The sequence below is a fragment of the Bombilactobacillus mellifer genome (assembly GCF_000970795.1).
Lineage (GTDB): Bacteria > Bacillota > Bacilli > Lactobacillales > Lactobacillaceae > Bombilactobacillus > Bombilactobacillus mellifer.
Genome location: NZ_KQ034028.1, coordinates 797,673 through 814,473 on the forward strand (window position 1 = coordinate 797,673; position 16,801 = coordinate 814,473).

At 40.0% G+C, this 16,801-nt stretch carries 14 protein-coding genes; 10 read left to right on the top strand and 4 right to left on the bottom strand.

Features of this window, described 5'->3' with window-relative positions:
• Nucleotides 1-13: 13 nt before the first annotated feature.
• Nucleotides 14-1,078, bottom strand: a complete 1,065-nt coding sequence (locus tag JG30_RS03925) for an NAD(P)-dependent alcohol dehydrogenase (protein WP_046316327.1) — start codon at nt 1,076-1,078, stop codon at nt 14-16.
• A gap of 252 nt (nt 1,079-1,330) precedes the next feature.
• On the bottom strand, nt 1,331-2,344 hold the full coding sequence (locus JG30_RS03930; protein ID WP_245626289.1) for an NAD(P)-dependent alcohol dehydrogenase: 1,014 nt from the start codon (nt 2,342-2,344) through the stop codon (nt 1,331-1,333).
• A gap of 436 nt (nt 2,345-2,780) precedes the next feature.
• On the opposite strand from JG30_RS03930, the gene JG30_RS03935 reads away from it, so the two are divergent.
• The 5 genes from JG30_RS03935 (at nt 2,781) to JG30_RS03955 (ending at nt 6,666) form a co-directional block, all read left to right on the top strand.
• Nucleotides 2,781-4,043 (top strand): Y-family DNA polymerase, encoded by a 1,263-nt coding sequence (locus tag JG30_RS03935; protein WP_245626290.1) that lies wholly within the window; start codon nt 2,781-2,783, stop codon nt 4,041-4,043.
• Nucleotides 4,036-4,419, top strand: coding sequence for a hypothetical protein (locus JG30_RS03940; RefSeq protein WP_046316332.1), 384 nt, complete (start codon nt 4,036-4,038; stop codon nt 4,417-4,419). The genes JG30_RS03935 and JG30_RS03940 overlap by 8 nt, the downstream gene beginning before the upstream one ends.
• A 298-nt stretch (nt 4,420-4,717) precedes the next feature.
• Entirely contained in the window at nt 4,718-5,707 is a 990-nt protein-coding gene (dhaK, locus tag JG30_RS03945) for a dihydroxyacetone kinase subunit DhaK (RefSeq protein ID WP_046316335.1), read from the top strand.
• A gap of 6 nt (nt 5,708-5,713) precedes the next feature.
• Complete coding sequence (gene dhaL / locus JG30_RS03950) at nt 5,714-6,292, top strand: dihydroxyacetone kinase subunit DhaL (RefSeq protein ID WP_046316337.1); 579 nt, start codon at nt 5,714-5,716, stop codon at nt 6,290-6,292.
• Nucleotides 6,293-6,429: 137 nt separating this feature from the next.
• The gene (locus tag JG30_RS03955) at nt 6,430-6,666 is read left to right on the top strand and encodes a PspC domain-containing protein (protein WP_046316339.1); all 237 of its coding nucleotides are present in this window, start codon (nt 6,430-6,432) and stop codon (nt 6,664-6,666) included.
• 69 nt (nt 6,667-6,735) lie between these two features.
• Here the strand turns inward: JG30_RS03955 and JG30_RS03960 are convergent, their stop codons facing one another.
• Complete coding sequence (locus tag JG30_RS03960) at nt 6,736-7,815, bottom strand: GntR family transcriptional regulator (RefSeq protein ID WP_046316341.1); 1,080 nt, start codon at nt 7,813-7,815, stop codon at nt 6,736-6,738.
• A gap of 377 nt (nt 7,816-8,192) precedes the next feature.
• On the opposite strand from JG30_RS03960, the gene JG30_RS03965 reads away from it, so the two are divergent.
• From JG30_RS03965 to JG30_RS03980, 4 genes are all read left to right on the top strand, one after another.
• The gene (locus JG30_RS03965) at nt 8,193-9,590 is read left to right on the top strand and encodes a sugar porter family MFS transporter (protein WP_046317233.1); all 1,398 of its coding nucleotides are present in this window, start codon (nt 8,193-8,195) and stop codon (nt 9,588-9,590) included.
• A 2-nt stretch (nt 9,591-9,592) separates the two neighbouring features.
• Nucleotides 9,593-11,197 carry a xylulokinase gene (locus JG30_RS03970; protein WP_046316342.1) on the top strand — a complete coding sequence of 535 codons (1,605 nt, stop codon included), beginning with the start codon at nt 9,593-9,595 and terminating at the stop codon, nt 11,195-11,197.
• Between the two features lie 50 nt (nt 11,198-11,247).
• The gene (gene araA / locus JG30_RS03975) at nt 11,248-12,672 is read left to right on the top strand and encodes an L-arabinose isomerase (RefSeq protein ID WP_046316344.1); all 1,425 of its coding nucleotides are present in this window, start codon (nt 11,248-11,250) and stop codon (nt 12,670-12,672) included.
• A 132-nt stretch (nt 12,673-12,804) separates the two neighbouring features.
• Nucleotides 12,805-13,842, top strand: a complete 1,038-nt coding sequence (locus tag JG30_RS03980) for an aldose epimerase family protein (protein WP_046316345.1) — start codon at nt 12,805-12,807, stop codon at nt 13,840-13,842.
• A gap of 149 nt (nt 13,843-13,991) precedes the next feature.
• Here the strand turns inward: JG30_RS03980 and JG30_RS03985 are convergent, their stop codons facing one another.
• Nucleotides 13,992-15,308: an APC family permease gene (locus JG30_RS03985; RefSeq protein WP_052725195.1), complete on the bottom strand. Its 1,317-nt coding sequence runs from the start codon at nt 15,306-15,308 to the stop codon at nt 13,992-13,994.
• Nucleotides 15,309-15,707: 399 nt separating this feature from the next.
• Here JG30_RS03985 and JG30_RS03990 point away from each other — a divergent pair, with 399 nt between their 5' ends.
• Nucleotides 15,708-16,616, top strand: a complete 909-nt coding sequence (locus JG30_RS03990; protein ID WP_046316349.1) for an L-lactate dehydrogenase — start codon at nt 15,708-15,710, stop codon at nt 16,614-16,616.
• Nucleotides 16,617-16,801: the final 185 nt, after the last annotated feature.

Consider the following 16,801-nt stretch of genomic DNA (forward strand, 5'->3'; position numbering starts at 1 on the left):
TGGAAGTTGCTAATTATTGCTCGCGCAGCTTTTCGTTAGGATAAATAATAACTTTTAAAGTTTCAGACTTCGCGGTACGCGATCTTTCAAAGGCCTCTTTGGTTTCTGCCAACGTATAAAAATCGGTTAGCAATTGCCCAGCTAACTCCATATTGTCATGTAAAATATCAATAGCTAAAGGGTAGGTGTTAGCGTAACGAAAAGAGCCGTAAATTTGTGGTTCATAAGTAGTCATAAAGGAAATATTTAAAGGAGATTCATCCACGGCCCCCGGCATACCAATATAGACAATCTTACCATGCCGACGTAAAGTCATTAATGCCGCCGTTTCCGCCTGGTTATTGCCGGAAACTTCAAAAGCATAACCGACACCTGCACCATTAGTATATTTCTTAACTTCGATGACCGTATCTTGTTGGGTGACGTCAATTGTGTGAGTGGCACCGAATTTTTTAGCAGTCGCTAACCGGAAGGGTTCCGCATCACTAACAATGATATCGTGAATCCCAAAAGCCTTCACGGCAATGATCGTTAAGAGACCGACAGGCCCCGCACCTGAAATAAAAGCTGTTTCACCGGGACTGACATCCAGTAATTGTGAAGCGTGTAAGCCAACTGAAAAGGGTTCACTTAAGGTAGCAATTTCATATGACATATCATCAGGAATATGATAAACATAATCCGCGGGATACACAATGTATTGCGTTAAATCGCCATTAGTACCAGGAACTGCCATAAACCGCACTTGGGGGCAGAGATTATAGTGGCCTTGACGACAATATGTGCAATGACCACAAGGGACACCCGGTTCAATCGCGACGCGATCGCCCACTTGGAAATCATGCACATCAGAGCCCACTGCCAGAATTTGACCGGCACTCTCATGACCTAAAATTAATGGTTCTGGGACATTCCAATTTCCTACATAAAAATGAACATCGGATCCGCAAACTCCTACTGCCATTACCTTAATCAGGACCTCGTTGGGTTTCATGGGAGGTAAGGTCTCGGTTCGCATTTGGAAATCTTTAGTCTTTTCTAAATACATGCTTTGTGAGACAGTTGGTAACTTTTCCATTGTGATGTTCCTTTCTATGAGTTAATGAGTGAAGACGATTGCATTATAAAAAACAAATTAATTTTAATCAATATCAAATTAACAAAAAAAATTATTATTTTTCAGCTGATTAATGACTATTCACTTATTTACAATTGTTGCATAAGCAGAATAAACTATTATTTAATAATTTTATAATTCAGAATTAATGTTCGGCACAAAAAAAGCAGGTTAATTTTTAACCTGCTTTAATAATTAATTTTTGAATCCGAATTATTTATCACGCAGTTTTTCGTTTGGATAGATAACCACTTTCAAAGATTCGGATTTAGCTGTCCGGGTTCTTTCAAAAGCATCTTGGGTTTCTTCCAGAGTATAGAAGTCAGTGATTAATTTACCGGCCAAATCCATGTTATCATGCAAAATATCAATTGCTAAAGGATAGGTATTAGCATACCGGAAGAGACCGTAAATTTGAGGTTCATAAGTGGTCATAAAGGAAATATTTAATGGCGCTTCGTCTACTGCGGGCATTCCAATGTATGCAATCTTGCCACGCCGTCTCAGTGTCATCAAGGCTTGAGTTTCGGCCTTATTATTGCCGGAAGCCTCAAAAGCATAACCAACACCTTCGCCATTAGTATATTTTTTAACTTCTTCTACTACATCTTGTTTGGTAACGTCAATTGTATGTGTGGCTCCCAGAGCTTTGGCAGTTTCCAAGCGGAATGGTTCGGCATCACTTACGATAATGTCGTGAATACCAAAAGCTTTGACAGCCATAATTGTCATCAAACCAACAGGTCCTGAACCAGAAATGAAGACTGTTTCGCCGGGACTAACATCAAGTAATTGAGAAGCGTGGACACCAACGGAGAACGGTTCACTTAAAGCAGCAATTTCATAGGACATGTCATCCGGAATATGATAGACATAATCAGATGGATAAACGATGTATTGTGTTAAATCACCATCAGTTCCGGGGATAGCCATAAATTGGACTTGCGGACACAAGTTATAATAGCCCTTACGGCAATATTCACAATGACCACAAGGAACCCCCGGTTCGATGGCTACTCGATCTCCAGCCTTAAAATCTGTTACATCAGAACCCACAGCCAAAATTTGACCGGAGCTTTCATGACCTAAGATGAGTGGTTCTGTCACATTCCAATTGCCTAATTTACCATGTTCATAAAAATGAACATCTGAACCACAAATACCGACAGCCATTACTTTGACCAGTACGTCAGTCGGTTTCATTTTAGGCAAGGTCTTGGTTTTCATTTTAAATTCTCCGGCCTTTTCTAAATATGAGCTTTTTGATGTTGTTGGTAGATTGTCCATCATCATACTTCCCTTCTATATATTTATTTTTGAAGACGCTTACATTATAAAAAACAAATCAGTTTTATTCAATATCAAATTAATAAAAAATTACTAGTTTTCAAGTTAGTTGTTGAACATGAGCAGACTTTAATTTGTTAAATGATAATAGAAGAATAGTTTTATCCTTTTAGGAAATTTCTGTAAAAACCATAAGATAAAAAAGGGGCATGAAGAATTTCTTAGCAACCGGCAAGAATGAATTGGAGTCGAGCTAATTAATTTTATTGGCAAAAGGCGAACACTTGTTCTATAATTATTTTAGTAAACTAATGAAATAAAGGAATCAAGTATGTACGGATATGATTATAGACGCGAACCGCGGCGGGTTATTTTTATGATTGATAACAAATCGTTTTATGCCAGTGTAGAAGCTGTAGAACGGCATTTAAATCCTCTACAGGCGCTGTTAGTAGTAATGTCGGAAGCTGAAAATACTAACGGAGGTCTAGTGTTGGCAGCTAGTCCACGAGCCAAACAGTTATTTGGCATCTCCAATGTGATGCGGCGGCGGGAATTACCTCAGGATCCACGTTTGTTGATCGTGCCTCCGCGGATGAATTTGTATATTAAATATAATCTAGCCATTAATCGGATTTTTCAGCATTTTGCGGCTCCTGAGGATATTCATCCTTATTCGATTGATGAATCTCTCATTGATATGAATGATAGTTGGAAATTGTTTGGTAATAGTCCACGGGAGGTCGCCCGTAAAATTCAACTTCAAATTCGTCATGAATTAGGACTGTATGTCACTGTAGGAATTGGTGATAATCCTTTATTGGCAAAGTGGTCTATGGACCTCGATGGCAAACATGCACATAGTCTAATTGGCGAGTGGCATTACGAAGATATTCCTGACAAACTATGGCCGATAAAAGATTTGGCTTCTTTATGGTCAATCGGCCCACGGACTGAAAAAAAGCTTCATACATTGGGGATTCAACAAATGTACGATTTAGCGCACTATAATCCCTATAAATTAAAACAACAGCTGGGCGTTATCGGCAGTCAATTATTCGCGTTTGCCTGGGGGATTGATCGGGCAATTATTCGCGAAACTTATTATCCGCACAATAAATCTTACGGAAATTCACAAGTGTTGCCACGGGATTATTCTCAGCGTGGCGAAATTGAAATTGTATTGCGCGAAATTGCCGAGCAGGTAGGAGCACGACTACGTGCACACCATGTAGCTGCGCGCGTGGTGAGCTTACATATTGGTTTTGCCTGGTCCGCCAGAACAGCAGGTCAGCGCGGTGGTTTTGGACATTCTATGAAAATTGAAGCGACTAATGACAATTACTTTTTAACAACGACGGTTTTAAAGCTATTTACTGATCGCTGGCAAGGCGAAGCAGTAAGAAATATTGCGATTAGCTGTTCTGATTTAGTGGATGATCGAGTAGTCCAATTAAATATTTTCGATGCCAACAATAAGTTGCTGAAACAACGGCAATTAGATCGCACCGTTGATGCTATTCGACAGCGTTATGGCTTTCGTTCGATTGTTAAATTATCAAGCCTGATGACCGGAGCCACAGCGATTCAACGCACTGGATTAGTAGGAGGACATAATGGAGGTAACGCTTATGACTAACAATAAATTTGATGCGCAATTAGTCCAACAATTTTTAAGCGAATATCAAGATCGCGGCATGTTGAAGTGGCAAGGGTTTTATCTAAGTGATCATACGTCTAAATTGAAGCAAATGGCACAACAACAAAAAACTCAAGAACAACAGCAACATCTGCCGCAAATGACTACCGCTGCTATTGTGCAAGTGATTCAGCAAGCCTATCAAAAAAATTTACCCGTCCAAATTGATCTGGCTCAACGTGATGTTGAAGGATATATTAGTGCTCCGATTTGTGGCCAGATTCGCGGCTATTATGTGGATCAACTTGTGGTGGGTTCACAAAATTATTTAATTAACCTACAAGATATTTATGCAATTCAAATTGCTGCTTCGTAATGCTGGGTAAAGCGATGAATCAAGTAAATGCTCCAACATAAACTCCTTGAAAACGCTAGAGTTGTTTTGTTAAGAACCGACAAGTAATTTTCGGCTGTATTTGAGTGGAATTCAAAATCGTAAAGGTCCGCCGCTGAATAGTTATCAGTTAGAGAAGAGTTATTGGCGGTTTTTATTTATCGGGATTCCTAATCGCTTGTCGGTAAAGTAATTTTACGCTCCGAACAGTTACGAATAATCCGGAATAATTAGCAAAATAGTTATATAATTTATTTAGATCATTAAGGAGGTCAAGCAAATGAAAAAGTTTATTAATCAAATCGAGCAAATTGTACCAGAAATGGTTCAAGGCTTGGTTCAAACTAGTAATGGTCAATTACGCTGTTTAGAACAAACGACCGCCGTTATTCGGAATGACCCGCAATTTCAAAATCAGACTCAAGTGGGGTTAGTTTCCGGTGGAGGGAGTGGCCATGAGCCCCTTCATGCCGGTTTTGTGGGTGATGGGATGCTAAGCGCAGCTGTCTGTGGTGAAATTTTCACCTCACCAACGCCGGATCAAATCTACGCAGCAATTAATGCAGTGGATCAGGGGCAAGGCGTATTATTGATTGTTAAAAATTACTCCGGTGATGTTATGAATTTTGATATGGCTCGAGAAATGGCCGAGGCTGACAATCATCAAGTCGCTACAGTCGTTGTGGATGACGATATTGCTATTCAAGATAGTGAACAAGGCCATCGGGGCGTAGCCGGCACCGTCTTGGTTGAAAAAATACTCGGAGCAGCCGCTCGTGCGGGTTATACTTTGGAACAGTTGCAAGATTTAGGCCAACAAGTAATCAAGCAAACAAAAACTTTGGCAGTAGCTTTACATGCCGCTACTGTTCCGGGAGTAGGCCATCCAGGCTTTGAATTAGCTGACGATGAATTAGAATTTGGCGTAGGCATTCATAATGAACGTGGTCGGAATACGGAAAAGTTAGTCACGGCTCATGAATTGGCGGCGAAGATGCTGGAACAATTGCAAGGTGAGTTTACTGATTTTACTCAACAACATTATGCAATTTTAGTAAATGGCATGGGCGCCACCCCGTTGATGGAACAGTATATTTTTGCCAATGATGTAGCGGATATTTTGCAACAACAAGGCGTAGCTGTAGATTTTTGGAAAGTGGGCAATCTAGTAACTTCGATTGACATGACTGGAATTTCATTGACCCTTTTACAACTACAAGCCGGCTGGCGCGATTGGTTAACTGCAGATGTTACAACTCTAGGATGGTGATGGAATATGGAATTAACACAAACACAAGCGCAAGCCTGGTTAGCTTCTTTTGCGACAACGATTTTAGATCATAAAGCAGAATTGAATGAATTAGATACAGCCATCGGTGATGGCGATCACGGGACGAATATGACCCGCGGAGTGACGCAAATTCAAACGGTGTTGCAGACCTCCTTACCCGACTTGAGTACCTTATTAAAACAAGTAGCATTTGCCTTTATCAGTAAGGTAGGGGGAGCCTCAGGTCCTTTGTATGGTACAGCCTTTTTAGATATGTCCAATGCGGCTAAACAACAATCAGCAGAGTTAGCCGACTTGATTCAAACTGGCGCTGCTGGCATTCAGCGGCGGGGTCAAGCTCAAGTAGGTGATAAAACGATGTTGGATGTTTGGCAACCCGTAGCCCAAGCTCTTGCTGCCAACCAATTGACATCGCAAAAGATAGATACTTACTTACAAGCTACCCGCGACTTAGTAGCCAAAAAGGGACGTGCTAGTTATTTAGAAGAACGTTCCCGCGGGCATTTAGATCCTGGTGCCCAAAGCAGTGATTATTTATTCCAGACTTTGTTAACCGTGATCTAGTTAACTCCTAGATTTTATTATCGGAAATGATAACGCTAACAAATGCAGTAATTATACAATTGAGTAGAATGCTTGCCACTTTTTATATTTTGATATATAATATTATATGTAATATAACAAAAAGCGAGGCGAGTATCATGCATTTGCCAATTAAACGTTCAGGAACGGATTATGTGATTGCCGGCGTTTTAGGCGGATTGGCAGACTATCTAAATTGGAATTCCAATTTGTTACGAGTCTTTTGGCTTATCTTTTCTTTGACAGCTTTTCCAGGGATCTTGGCTTATTTAGTTTTATGGTTATTAATGAAAAAGCCGGAGGTCAAGGTTTATCGCAAATCTGATCCTACGCCCCATCAAAGGACCGGTCATTAAGCCCAAAGTAATTTTGAACTAATGATGAAAATAAAAAAGCACTGCTGATCATCTGATTAAGCAGTGCTTTTATTTTGTAAGGGAGGCTACTGAATTACGTAATTTCAATTGGGGATGGTGTTCAATTGAGGCAAACTTTTGACCATTTATTAGCGCGAGGATACCTTTACCCGCTTCTTGACCAACAGTGGTGCGTTGATAATTCATCGTGGTTAAACTGGGAGTTAAATAAGTAGCTGCCTCATAGTTATCAAACCCCACTACTGAGATATCTTGGGGAATGCGAATATGTTGTTTTTTTAGTTTGTCGATTACTAAAATAGCTAACTCATCGTGGTAACAAGCAATAGCTGTAGGTCGTTGGTTACTGTGGAGATACACGTCAATTTTATTACTAATTACCGTAAAAGCATCATGGGAACTGTACATAATTAAATTACTGTTGGCCAGATTAATATTATTGTCCTGATAGGCCTGAATGAAGCCTTTCATTCTTTCAGTACCTTGTAAATCATCAATTTGAAAAATACCCAAAATTTTTTGATGTCCTTGGTGCAGTAAATAAGTGATTAATTCTTTTTCTGCCAAACGATCAGCATTGGTAATAGCCGGAAAATCGAATTCCGGGTATTTCGCATTAATAAATAAAATGGGGATTTTACTTTTAGCAATCCGTTGGTAGATATCGGCATTTTGACAGGGCTTAGCACTCTCACTGGGTTCGACAATTAAACCGGCTACTTGTAAATCTAATAACTTAATGAGATTAGAACGTTCCTTTTGCGGATAGTTGTGTGTATTGGCGATCAACAGAGAATAACCCTTGGGATCAATGACGGCATCAATTTGCGAAATAATTTGGGGAAAAATATAATTTGCAATATGAGTACAAATCAAGCCGACAGTTTTACTACGGGGATTGACTTGCCATTTTTTGTCCCAATCCTGGATAAACATACCACTACCTTGAATTTTATAAATTAAATGTTCATTTTGAAGCTCAGTCAAAGCCTTTCGCACAGCATAGCGCGAAACTTTAAAATGTTCGATCAGTTCATTTTCAGTGGGCAACTGCTGATTAACCTTAAAATGCCCAAAAGTGATTTCTTTTTTAATAGTTTCTTTGATAATCAGATAATCACGCTTCAAAATAGAACCTCCTCAAATTTATTGGAATAAATTTATTGCTATAATGTTTCCCTAATAGGCTCTTTTAAAGCATAGCATATATTTTCTAAAAAATAAGATGAAATCTTCTTAGTTCTGTAAGAGTTGATCTTAGCATCCAAAATTAAAAAAGGATCTAACAATAAATTTAGTAAAAAAGAGGCCAATAAAAACAAATGATTATTTTGGATTATAGAAAACCTTGACTTCATCGGATCTCTGAACAGTTATATAGTGAATAAACATTCGAATGAATTTTTAGGACTATTGAATTACTCCAATAAAAAATATATTATGAAAGTGCTTTCTAGAAAGCACTTAACCTGTGTACTGGTAATTAAACAGGGGGTAATTGAGTGATAGCAGAGAAGAAAAAAATTTCCAGTGGCTTTATCTATTTCTTTGGTTCGTTCGGAGGAATCTTATTTGGCTACGATATTGGAGTTATGACAGGGGCCTTGCCTTTCTTGGAAAAGGATTGGAACCTGACTAATGCCTTGATAGTGGGCTGCATAACTTCGGCAGTTATGTTTGGTGCTATCTTTGGCGGCGCGGTTGCCGGACAACTCTCCGATCGGTTTGGTCGCCGTAAGATGATTTTGGTGTCCGCAGTGGTTTTTGCAGTGTTTGCAATCCTCTCAATGGTAGCTCCCAATAATGGTTCTATTTATTTGATTATTGTGCGGACGTTATTAGGATTAGCCGTGGGAGCTGCATCGGCTTTAGTTCCGGCTTATATGTCGGAGATGGCCCCCGCCAATGCCCGGGGTAGTCTTTCCGGTTTGAATCAAACGATGATTGTCTCAGGAATGTTGTTGTCTTATATTATGGACTTTTTATTAAAAGGCTTGCCTCAATCTTGGGGCTGGCGAATCATGTTAGGCTTAGCTGCCGTTCCGGCCTTGATTTTGCTGGGTGGTGTTTTACGCTTACCAGAATCACCGCGTTTTTTAATAAAGAATGGTAAGGAAGCAGAAGCCAAACAAGTACTTTCTTGGATTCGAAAAAATGATCAAGAAGTGGAGGCCGAAATTGACGATATAAAGTCGGCCTCCAAAAAAGAAAACATTGCAACGGAAAAAACCACCTGGGGTTCATTATTTAGCGGCAAATATCGGTATTTAGTGATTGCCGGTGTTGGTGTTGCAGCTTTTCAACAATTTCAAGGAGCTAATGCGATCTTTTATTATATTCCCCTCATTGTACAAAAGTTAACCGGCAGCGCTGCTAGTTCGGCTTTAATGTGGCCGATTGTTCAAGGGGTCATTTTAGTCATTGGATCGTTGGTATACATTGCGATTGCCGAAAAATGCAAACGGCGGACTTTGCTCATCTTGGGAGGAACTGTTATGGGTTTGTCATTTTTGCTTCCGTCCATCTTGAATGTTTTGGATCCGCAGATTAATCCCATGACAACAGTTGTGTTTTTATGTATCTATGTAGCTTTTTATTCCTTTACTTGGGCCCCCTTAACTTGGGTACTAGTAGGTGAAATATTCCCCTTAGCTATTCGGGGACGTGCTTCAGGATTAGCTTCATCGGTTAATTGGATTGGCTCTTGGGCAGTCGGGTTGCTGTTTCCGCTTATGACAGCTTCGATGCCGCAAGAGATCGTCTTTGCCATTTTTGGAGTTATTTGTATTTTAGGTGTTTTATTTGTTAAATTCTTTGTTCCAGAGACGAAAGGCTATACCTTGGAACAAATTGAAACCATTGGTATGAATCACAGTAAAAAAGTGGTTAAAGAGGTGAAGTAACAGTGGATCTAGCTCAAACAGCCAAACTCATTCAAGAAGGTCAAACAGCTCTAGGAATTGAATTTGGATCAACCCAAATTAAAGCCGTGCTCATTACTACTGATTTTCAACCCATTGCTTCAGGTAGTTATCTCTGGGAAAACAGCCTGCAAGATGGGATCTGGACTTATTCCCAAGCCGAAATTTTCACCGGTTTGAAAAAAAGCTATGCCCAATTGGCGGCTAATGTCAGCAGTAAATATCATGTCAAAATTGAAACCATTGGTTCGATCGGTATCAGTGCCATGATGCATGGCTACTTACCATTTGACCAGCACGATCAATTACTGGTTCCTTTTAGAACTTGGCGCAACACTATTACGGGTGATGCCGCTGCCAAGTTAACCAAATTATTTAATTTCAACATTCCTTTGCGGTGGAGTATTGCACATTTGTATCATGCGATTTTGCAAAAGGAAGCGCATGTCGCCGATATCAATTATTTGACTACATTAGCGGGTTACGTGCATTGGCAATTATCAGGTGAAAAAAATATTGGCGTGGGCGATGCGTCAGGAATGTTTCCCGTGGATGCCACCGGTCATTTTGACCAGAAATGTTTGCAATTATTTAATGATTTAGCTGCCGTTCAAAAATATCCTTGGCAAATTGAAAAGATCTTACCTCACGTTTTAAAAGCCGGAACTGTGGCGGGACATTTAACTACTGCAGGAGCACATTTACTAGACCCTACGGGTACTTTACAAGCTGGTAGTTTAATGGCTCCACCGGAAGGTGACGCGGGGACAGGCATGATCAGTACTAATAGTGTTCGTCTGCGAACCGGCAATATTTCCGTGGGTACTTCAGAATTTTCGATGGTGGTTTTGGACAGTCCTTTGAAAAAGGTCCATCAAGATATTGATATCGTCACCACGCCGGCAGGTTTGCCAGTAGCCATGGTGCATATTAATAATTGTTCTTCAGACATTAATGCTTGGTCGCGGGTTTTCCATGATTTTGCGGCACGTTTGGGACTAGATCTCGATGAGGATAAACTATATAGTACTTTATTTTTAGAAACTGCCAAAGCTGATCCGGATGCAGGCGGGTTAGTAAATTATAGTTATTTTTCCGGAGAACCAATTACCAAAACGCAAGCAGGCCGGCCGCTGTTAGTCAGAACACCTAATAGTAAATTTACTTTGGCGAACTTTATGTTGGCACAATTATATTCGGCCTATGCACCGCTGAAAATCGGCATGGATATTTTAACCCAGGAAGAAGGAGTAACGACTGATGTTATGATCGCCCAAGGGGGGCTATTTAAAACACCAGTAGTTGGTCAACAAATTTTAGCCAATATGTTAAATCTGCCCATTTCCGTCATGACTAATGCCAGTCTGGGTGGTCCATGGGGCATGGCTGTTTTGGCCCAATATGTAGCATCAGGTGCTCAGGAATCCCTGGAAGACTATTTAGATAAACAAGTTTTTGTGAAGGCTGAACTGATGACTTTGAGCCCTGAGCCGCAAGGCGTTCAAGGCGCGGCTCACTATCTTAAACGTTATCAGACAGCTTTGCCTTTAGAGAATCAAGCAGCAGTTTTAAAAGATGCAGTAGAGTAATCATGCAAAAGTTTTAGCATTAATTTCAAAAGTAAGGAGCGTTTGATTATATGTTAGAAGTACCTCAATATGAATTTTGGTTTGCGGTAGGCAGTCAGCATCTTTATGGTGAAGAAACTTTAAGAGAAGTGGCCGATGATGCTAAAAAGATTGTTGCCGGTTTAAACGAAAACGGAAATTTGCCTTATCCGATTGTTTTCAAACAAGTGTTGACCACCGCTGATGAGATTACAAAGTTTATGAAAGAAGTTAATTATCAAGATAAGGTTGCAGGTGTTATTACTTGGATGCATACTTTCTCACCGGCTAAAAATTGGATCCGGGGGACTAAATTACTCCAGAAACCACTTTTGCATTTTGCCACCCAATTTTTAAATTACATTCCTTACGATACCATTGATTTTGATTACATGAACCTCAATCAAAGTGCCCATGGCGATCGGGAATACGGCTATATTAATGCTCGTTTACAAAAGCATAACAAAATTATCTATGGTCATTGGCAAGATCCTGCCATTATGCAACAAATTGCAGATTGGGAAGATGTCGCCGTAGCTTATGACGAATCTTTCAAATTAAAAGTTTGTCGTTTCGGTGATACGATGCGCAATGTGGCCGTTACTGAAGGCGATAAGGTTCAAGCGCAAATTCAATTAGGCTGGACCGTAGACTATTATGGTGTGGGCGACTTAGTTGCTGAAATCAATAAAGTGCAAGAATCTGAAATTGATGAACAATATGCGGATTTAAAGTCGAAATACACATTGGTTCCCGGTGACATGGACGAAAGTGCTTATCAAAAGACTGTCCGTTATCAATTGAAACAATACATTGCCATGAAGCGCTTTTTTGAACGGGGGGGTTATAGTGCCTTTACCAGCAACTTTGAAGACTTGCATGGTCTGGAGCAATTGCAAGGTTTGTCCGCCCAATTATTAATGCGTGATGGTTACGGTTTTGCTGGTGAAGGTGACTGGAAGACTGCTGCTCTTTTACGAACCTTTAAGATTATGACTCATAATCAAAAGACCGCCTTTATGGAAGATTACACTTTGGATTTACGTCCGGGCCACGAAGCTATTTTAGGTTCCCACATGTTGGAAGTTGATCCGTCAATTGCTTCAGAGAAGCCACGGGTGGAAGTACATCCTTTAGATATTGGTAATAAAGCCGATCCCGCTAGATTAGTTTTTTCTGGTTTGGAGGGTGATGCGATTGATGTTACTTTAGCTGATTTCAGAAATAATTTTAAACTAGTTACTTATGCCGTGGATGCACATCAAGCAGAAAAAGAAACACCGCATTTACCAGTAGCTAAACAAATGTGGACCCCAAAAGTTGGCTTAAAGCAAGGAGCTACTCAATGGATTCAAGCCGGTGGTGGGCACCATACAGTATTCTCCTTTGCTGCTAGTGAAGAACAGGTTTCCGATTTAGCTAAGATGTACGGTGTAGATTTGTGCAGCATTCAATAAATCAATGCATGCTCTGAACGCCAGTCTGATTCATACAATAGCGTTCAAGTAATAATTCAATAAATACACTATTTCAATAATCCCATTGAAGTAGTGTATTTTATTAATGAGTTTAATCTCAGGGGAGAAGTCATGGAAGTTACTGTAAAACCATTTGAAAATTATCAGGGTCAAACAATTACGCAAGTGCGATTAAAGAATAATCAAGGAGTTGAAATTTCCTGCTTGTCGCAAGGTGCGACTTGGTATGAGTTTTTAGTGCCCAATAAAGCTGGTGGGCACCAAAATTTATTGATGAATTTTGATCATTGTGCGGCTTATTATACCAATGGTTTGTGTTGTTGTCAGTCCATCGGTCGAGTAGCGGGGCGGATTAAGCAAGGTCAATTTAACTTAAATAATAAATCTATTCAGTTGCCCACGAATGAAAATGGCAATACTTTGCATGGGGGTGATCAAGGCTTTCGCTTTTTAAATTGGGACTTTAGCACTGAGCAAAGCAGTCAAACCGCCAGTGTGATGTTTACTAAAAAAATTGAAGCACAAGTGGATGGTTTTCCTGGCGATTGCCTAGTGCATATCACTTACACCTTGGACAATCAAAATAAAGTGACGCTTACTTTTACAGCTGAAAACGGTCCAGAGGCAACCTTGTTCAATCCCACCTGTCATGTATATTTTAATTTCAGCGACCGTCCTGATCTGAGTACTCACGAATTAAAAATCAATAGTACACAGCATTTACAATTAGACTCCGAGTTAATTCCTACTGGCCAAATGTGCGCTAATGCGAAGACGCCCTATGATTTTAGTGATTTTCAGAATTTACAAACTGCTATTCAGGCCAATCAGGGATTTGATGATGCGTTTGTCATTGCAGGTTCGAGCCAGACACCCCAACTGGTCGCCAGTTTACGTGAGACCACTCATGGTCGCCAAGTTAATCTTTTGAGCGAGAGTAATGGTTTAATCATGTATACTATGTCCCAGCAACAACCTGGGGTCAGCTTTAAACGGGATCATGGCGCTTTGGCCCAGCCTAGTGAAGCGGTGGCGTTGGAAGCCCAGATGTTGCCCGATGCCATTAATCATCCCAACTTTGGCGACATTGTTTTACCGGCTCATGCTACGCGAAAACATCAGATAATTTTTGCCTTACAACAAAATTAGTTTTCTGGATGACTATCAGTTCAAAGACTACTTGAAGGTGGTCTTTTTTATTTACTATCAAATTAAATGGAGCTAACTATATCCATAAGAGTCTAAACAGTCATGATAATAAAACACCGGCTGTAATAATCTCAAGAACTAGAATTACATCAGGATTCAGTTTTATGTATTGATCGATGGACATATAAATAAACCGGTTCACCGCTCAACGTCAATAAAATACCAATCATGGCCAAAATAGGTTGAGTAACTGTTGTGGTAATGACAATAAATAATGCACCAACAATGGCTAGAATTGGGGGCCACGGATAACCGGGAATTTTATAGGGTCGTTTTAATTCTGGTTGTTGGCGCCGTAAAATAAAAATTCCCACAAACAATAATATCGAAAAAATCCAAGAAACATACACCAACATATCAGTTAAAGAATCAAAGGTGCCCGAAAAGATCATGATTGTGGCAATCGCACATTCAAACAACATGCTGTTAGTGGGTACAAAAGTTTTTTCGTTTAATTGCCCGAAAAAATTCGCTAAGGGTAGTTGCTTTTCTTGTCCTAGAATATAAGGCATGCGCGATCCCACTAAAAGATGACCATTCATAGCGCCGAATAAAGAAACCAAAATCCCAGCCACCACTAAATTGCCCCCGCTACCGCCGAATAATTGTTGGGCTGTTAACATAGCGGTCTTGGAATTGTTAACGATATGTGACCAAGGTAAAACCCGAATGTAACTCCAGTTTAAGAGAGTATAAATAATGGTGACACCCAAAAGTCCCCAAATAATGGCTTGTGCCAAGGTTTTAGCAGGATTTTTAATTTCACCAGCTAAATTGCCTATGCTTAACCAACCATCATAAGCAAAAAGTACCGCTAACAAAGCCTGACCAAATGTCCACGTTCCCAAACTGGTGCTCCAATGGGGAACAGGGGCTTGTTGTAACTGATTAGGACCTGGATAAAATAAAGCAAATAGAATAATCGCGGCAATCGGCAACAATTTGACAATCAGTGCCAGTTTTTGCACTTGACTGCTGAGCTTAGCCCCTAACCAATTAATGACTAAAATAAGCAGCATAACCAACAAAGCGATAAGTGTGGTTGACCAATTATTAAAAAAAGGGAGCGCTTTAAATTGCGTGGCAAAAACAATCGCTAAAGCAGCAATATTAGCGGGATAATAAATAATAATTAAAGACCAACCAAAAAGGAAGGCCACTTGCGCGCCGTAGATTTTTTCCAAATATTTAACTGGGCCACCGTTTTCGGGAAAAATGGCAGCCAATTCGGCAATACTTAGTCCGGCCATTAAGGTAATCAACCCGGCTAACGGCCACACAATAATACTCAGCCAAGCATTATGGGTAAGCGCTGAAACATTGGCAATTTTGAAAAACGCACCCCCGCCGATCATCGTGCCCATGACAGTAGCTAGAGCTGCAAAAAAATTTAATTGTCTTTTCATAAAACTCCTTATCAATCTTAATAAAGCTTAATAATGGTAATTATATGCTTTAAAAGAAAAAATAAAAAGAGAAGCTATTATAATTGGTCGGATCTTTTACTGTAGAAACTATGACCAATTCCTATGAATTCTATTGCACAATCCACAAATTGGTTCGCTATGAAGTTGCAGGTGAGTGGGCAATGTGGCTGCAATAAAGTAGGTGGCACAAGGGTTTGGATGCTAGTCTGGGATCCAACGTATAGCAAAAGCTGCAAAAATTGATTCAAAATAATTTCAAAAAACGGCAAGAGTTTTCTTAAACTTATTCATTTTAGGTTCATAAAAATTTATAATTAAACTAGTTCATTGGATACCAACGATTAGTTGGTGCGATTAACAAAGAAAGGAATTAAAAAAATGACAACTAAAATTGGAATTATTGGCGATGGACATGTGGGGTGCACTATTGCTCATGAATTAATTGTGTCCGGACTCGTTAATGACTTAGTCATGATCGATGTAAATGAAGGTAAAGTTCAGGCTGATGCTGTCGATTTTGAAGACGCCATGGCTAACTTGCCGCATCATGTAAATATTATGGTGAATGACTATGCTGCGTTGCAAGATGCGCAAATTGTCATTAGTACTTTAGGAAAAATCACCCTGGAAGGCAAAGGTGACCGTTTCGAAGAATTGGAATATAACAAAAAACAATTGCGGCCCATTACCGATTCTATTAAGCAAAGCGGTTTTAATGGCATTTTGTTGGTGATTTCTAATCCAGTGGATGCTATTACCAATTTGTACCAACAACTGACTAATTTACCTAAAAAACATGTTTTGGGAACCGGGACGCTGCTAGATACGGCACGAATGAAAAAAGTTGTTTCGCAGCAATTCCATGTTGATCCTCGATCTGTAAGCGGTTTCGCTTTAGGCGAACATGGCAATTCACAATTTATTGCCTGGTCGACGGTCAAAGTTCTAGAACAACCACTGACGGAGTTAGCACAATCCCATGGCTTAAAATTGCAAGACTTAGAAGACCAAGTAGTACGTGGTGGCGCAACCGTCTTCTTAGGAAAGCACTACACTAATTACGGAGTTTCCGCCGCGGCGGTGCGGATTGTCCGGGCGATTGTGAGCGATTCACGCACGGAAATGCCGGTTTCCAGTTATCAGGAAAAATATGGGACATATATGTCTTATCCTGTGATTGTCGGACGTGATGGCATTGTAGCACGTGTAGAATTAGCTTTGACTTCTAATGAAGAACAATTATTAGAGAAATCGGCAACAACCATCAAAGAAAAGTCCCAAGCTTAAGCTTTTACAGAGTTTTTGTATCCTGTTAATAGTAATTGTTTTGATTAATTCTATTAACAGGATTTTTTTGATGCGCTCATAAGTTGCTGGTGGCTGACGGGGTGATTGGGAATGCAAATTTAAGAAAAGGTTCTCTCCAGGGGACTGGGTCAATTACAGCACAAAGTTAATACCCTTCTTTCATC

Bases quoted from the DNA above. Each gene is read 5' to 3' on its own strand.
- JG30_RS03925 (WP_046316327.1), bottom strand. From the start codon at position 1,078: ATGGAAAAGTTACCAACTGTCTCACAAAGCATGTATTTAGAAAAGACT.
- JG30_RS03930 (WP_245626289.1), bottom strand. From the start codon at position 2,344: ATGAAAACCAAGACCTTGCCTAAAATGAAACCGACTGACGTACTGGTC.
- JG30_RS03935 (WP_245626290.1), top strand. From the start codon at position 2,781: ATGATTGATAACAAATCGTTTTATGCCAGTGTAGAAGCTGTAGAACGG.
- JG30_RS03940 (WP_046316332.1), top strand. From the start codon at position 4,036: ATGACTAACAATAAATTTGATGCGCAATTAGTCCAACAATTTTTAAGC.
- dhaK (WP_046316335.1), top strand. From the start codon at position 4,718: ATGAAAAAGTTTATTAATCAAATCGAGCAAATTGTACCAGAAATGGTT.
- dhaL (WP_046316337.1), top strand. From the start codon at position 5,714: ATGGAATTAACACAAACACAAGCGCAAGCCTGGTTAGCTTCTTTTGCG.
- JG30_RS03955 (WP_046316339.1), top strand. From the start codon at position 6,430: ATGCATTTGCCAATTAAACGTTCAGGAACGGATTATGTGATTGCCGGC.
- araA (WP_046316344.1), top strand. From the start codon at position 11,248: ATGTTAGAAGTACCTCAATATGAATTTTGGTTTGCGGTAGGCAGTCAG.
- JG30_RS03980 (WP_046316345.1), top strand. From the start codon at position 12,805: ATGGAAGTTACTGTAAAACCATTTGAAAATTATCAGGGTCAAACAATT.
- JG30_RS03985 (WP_052725195.1), bottom strand. From the start codon at position 15,308: ATGAAAAGACAATTAAATTTTTTTGCAGCTCTAGCTACTGTCATGGGC.
- JG30_RS03990 (WP_046316349.1), top strand. From the start codon at position 15,708: ATGACAACTAAAATTGGAATTATTGGCGATGGACATGTGGGGTGCACT.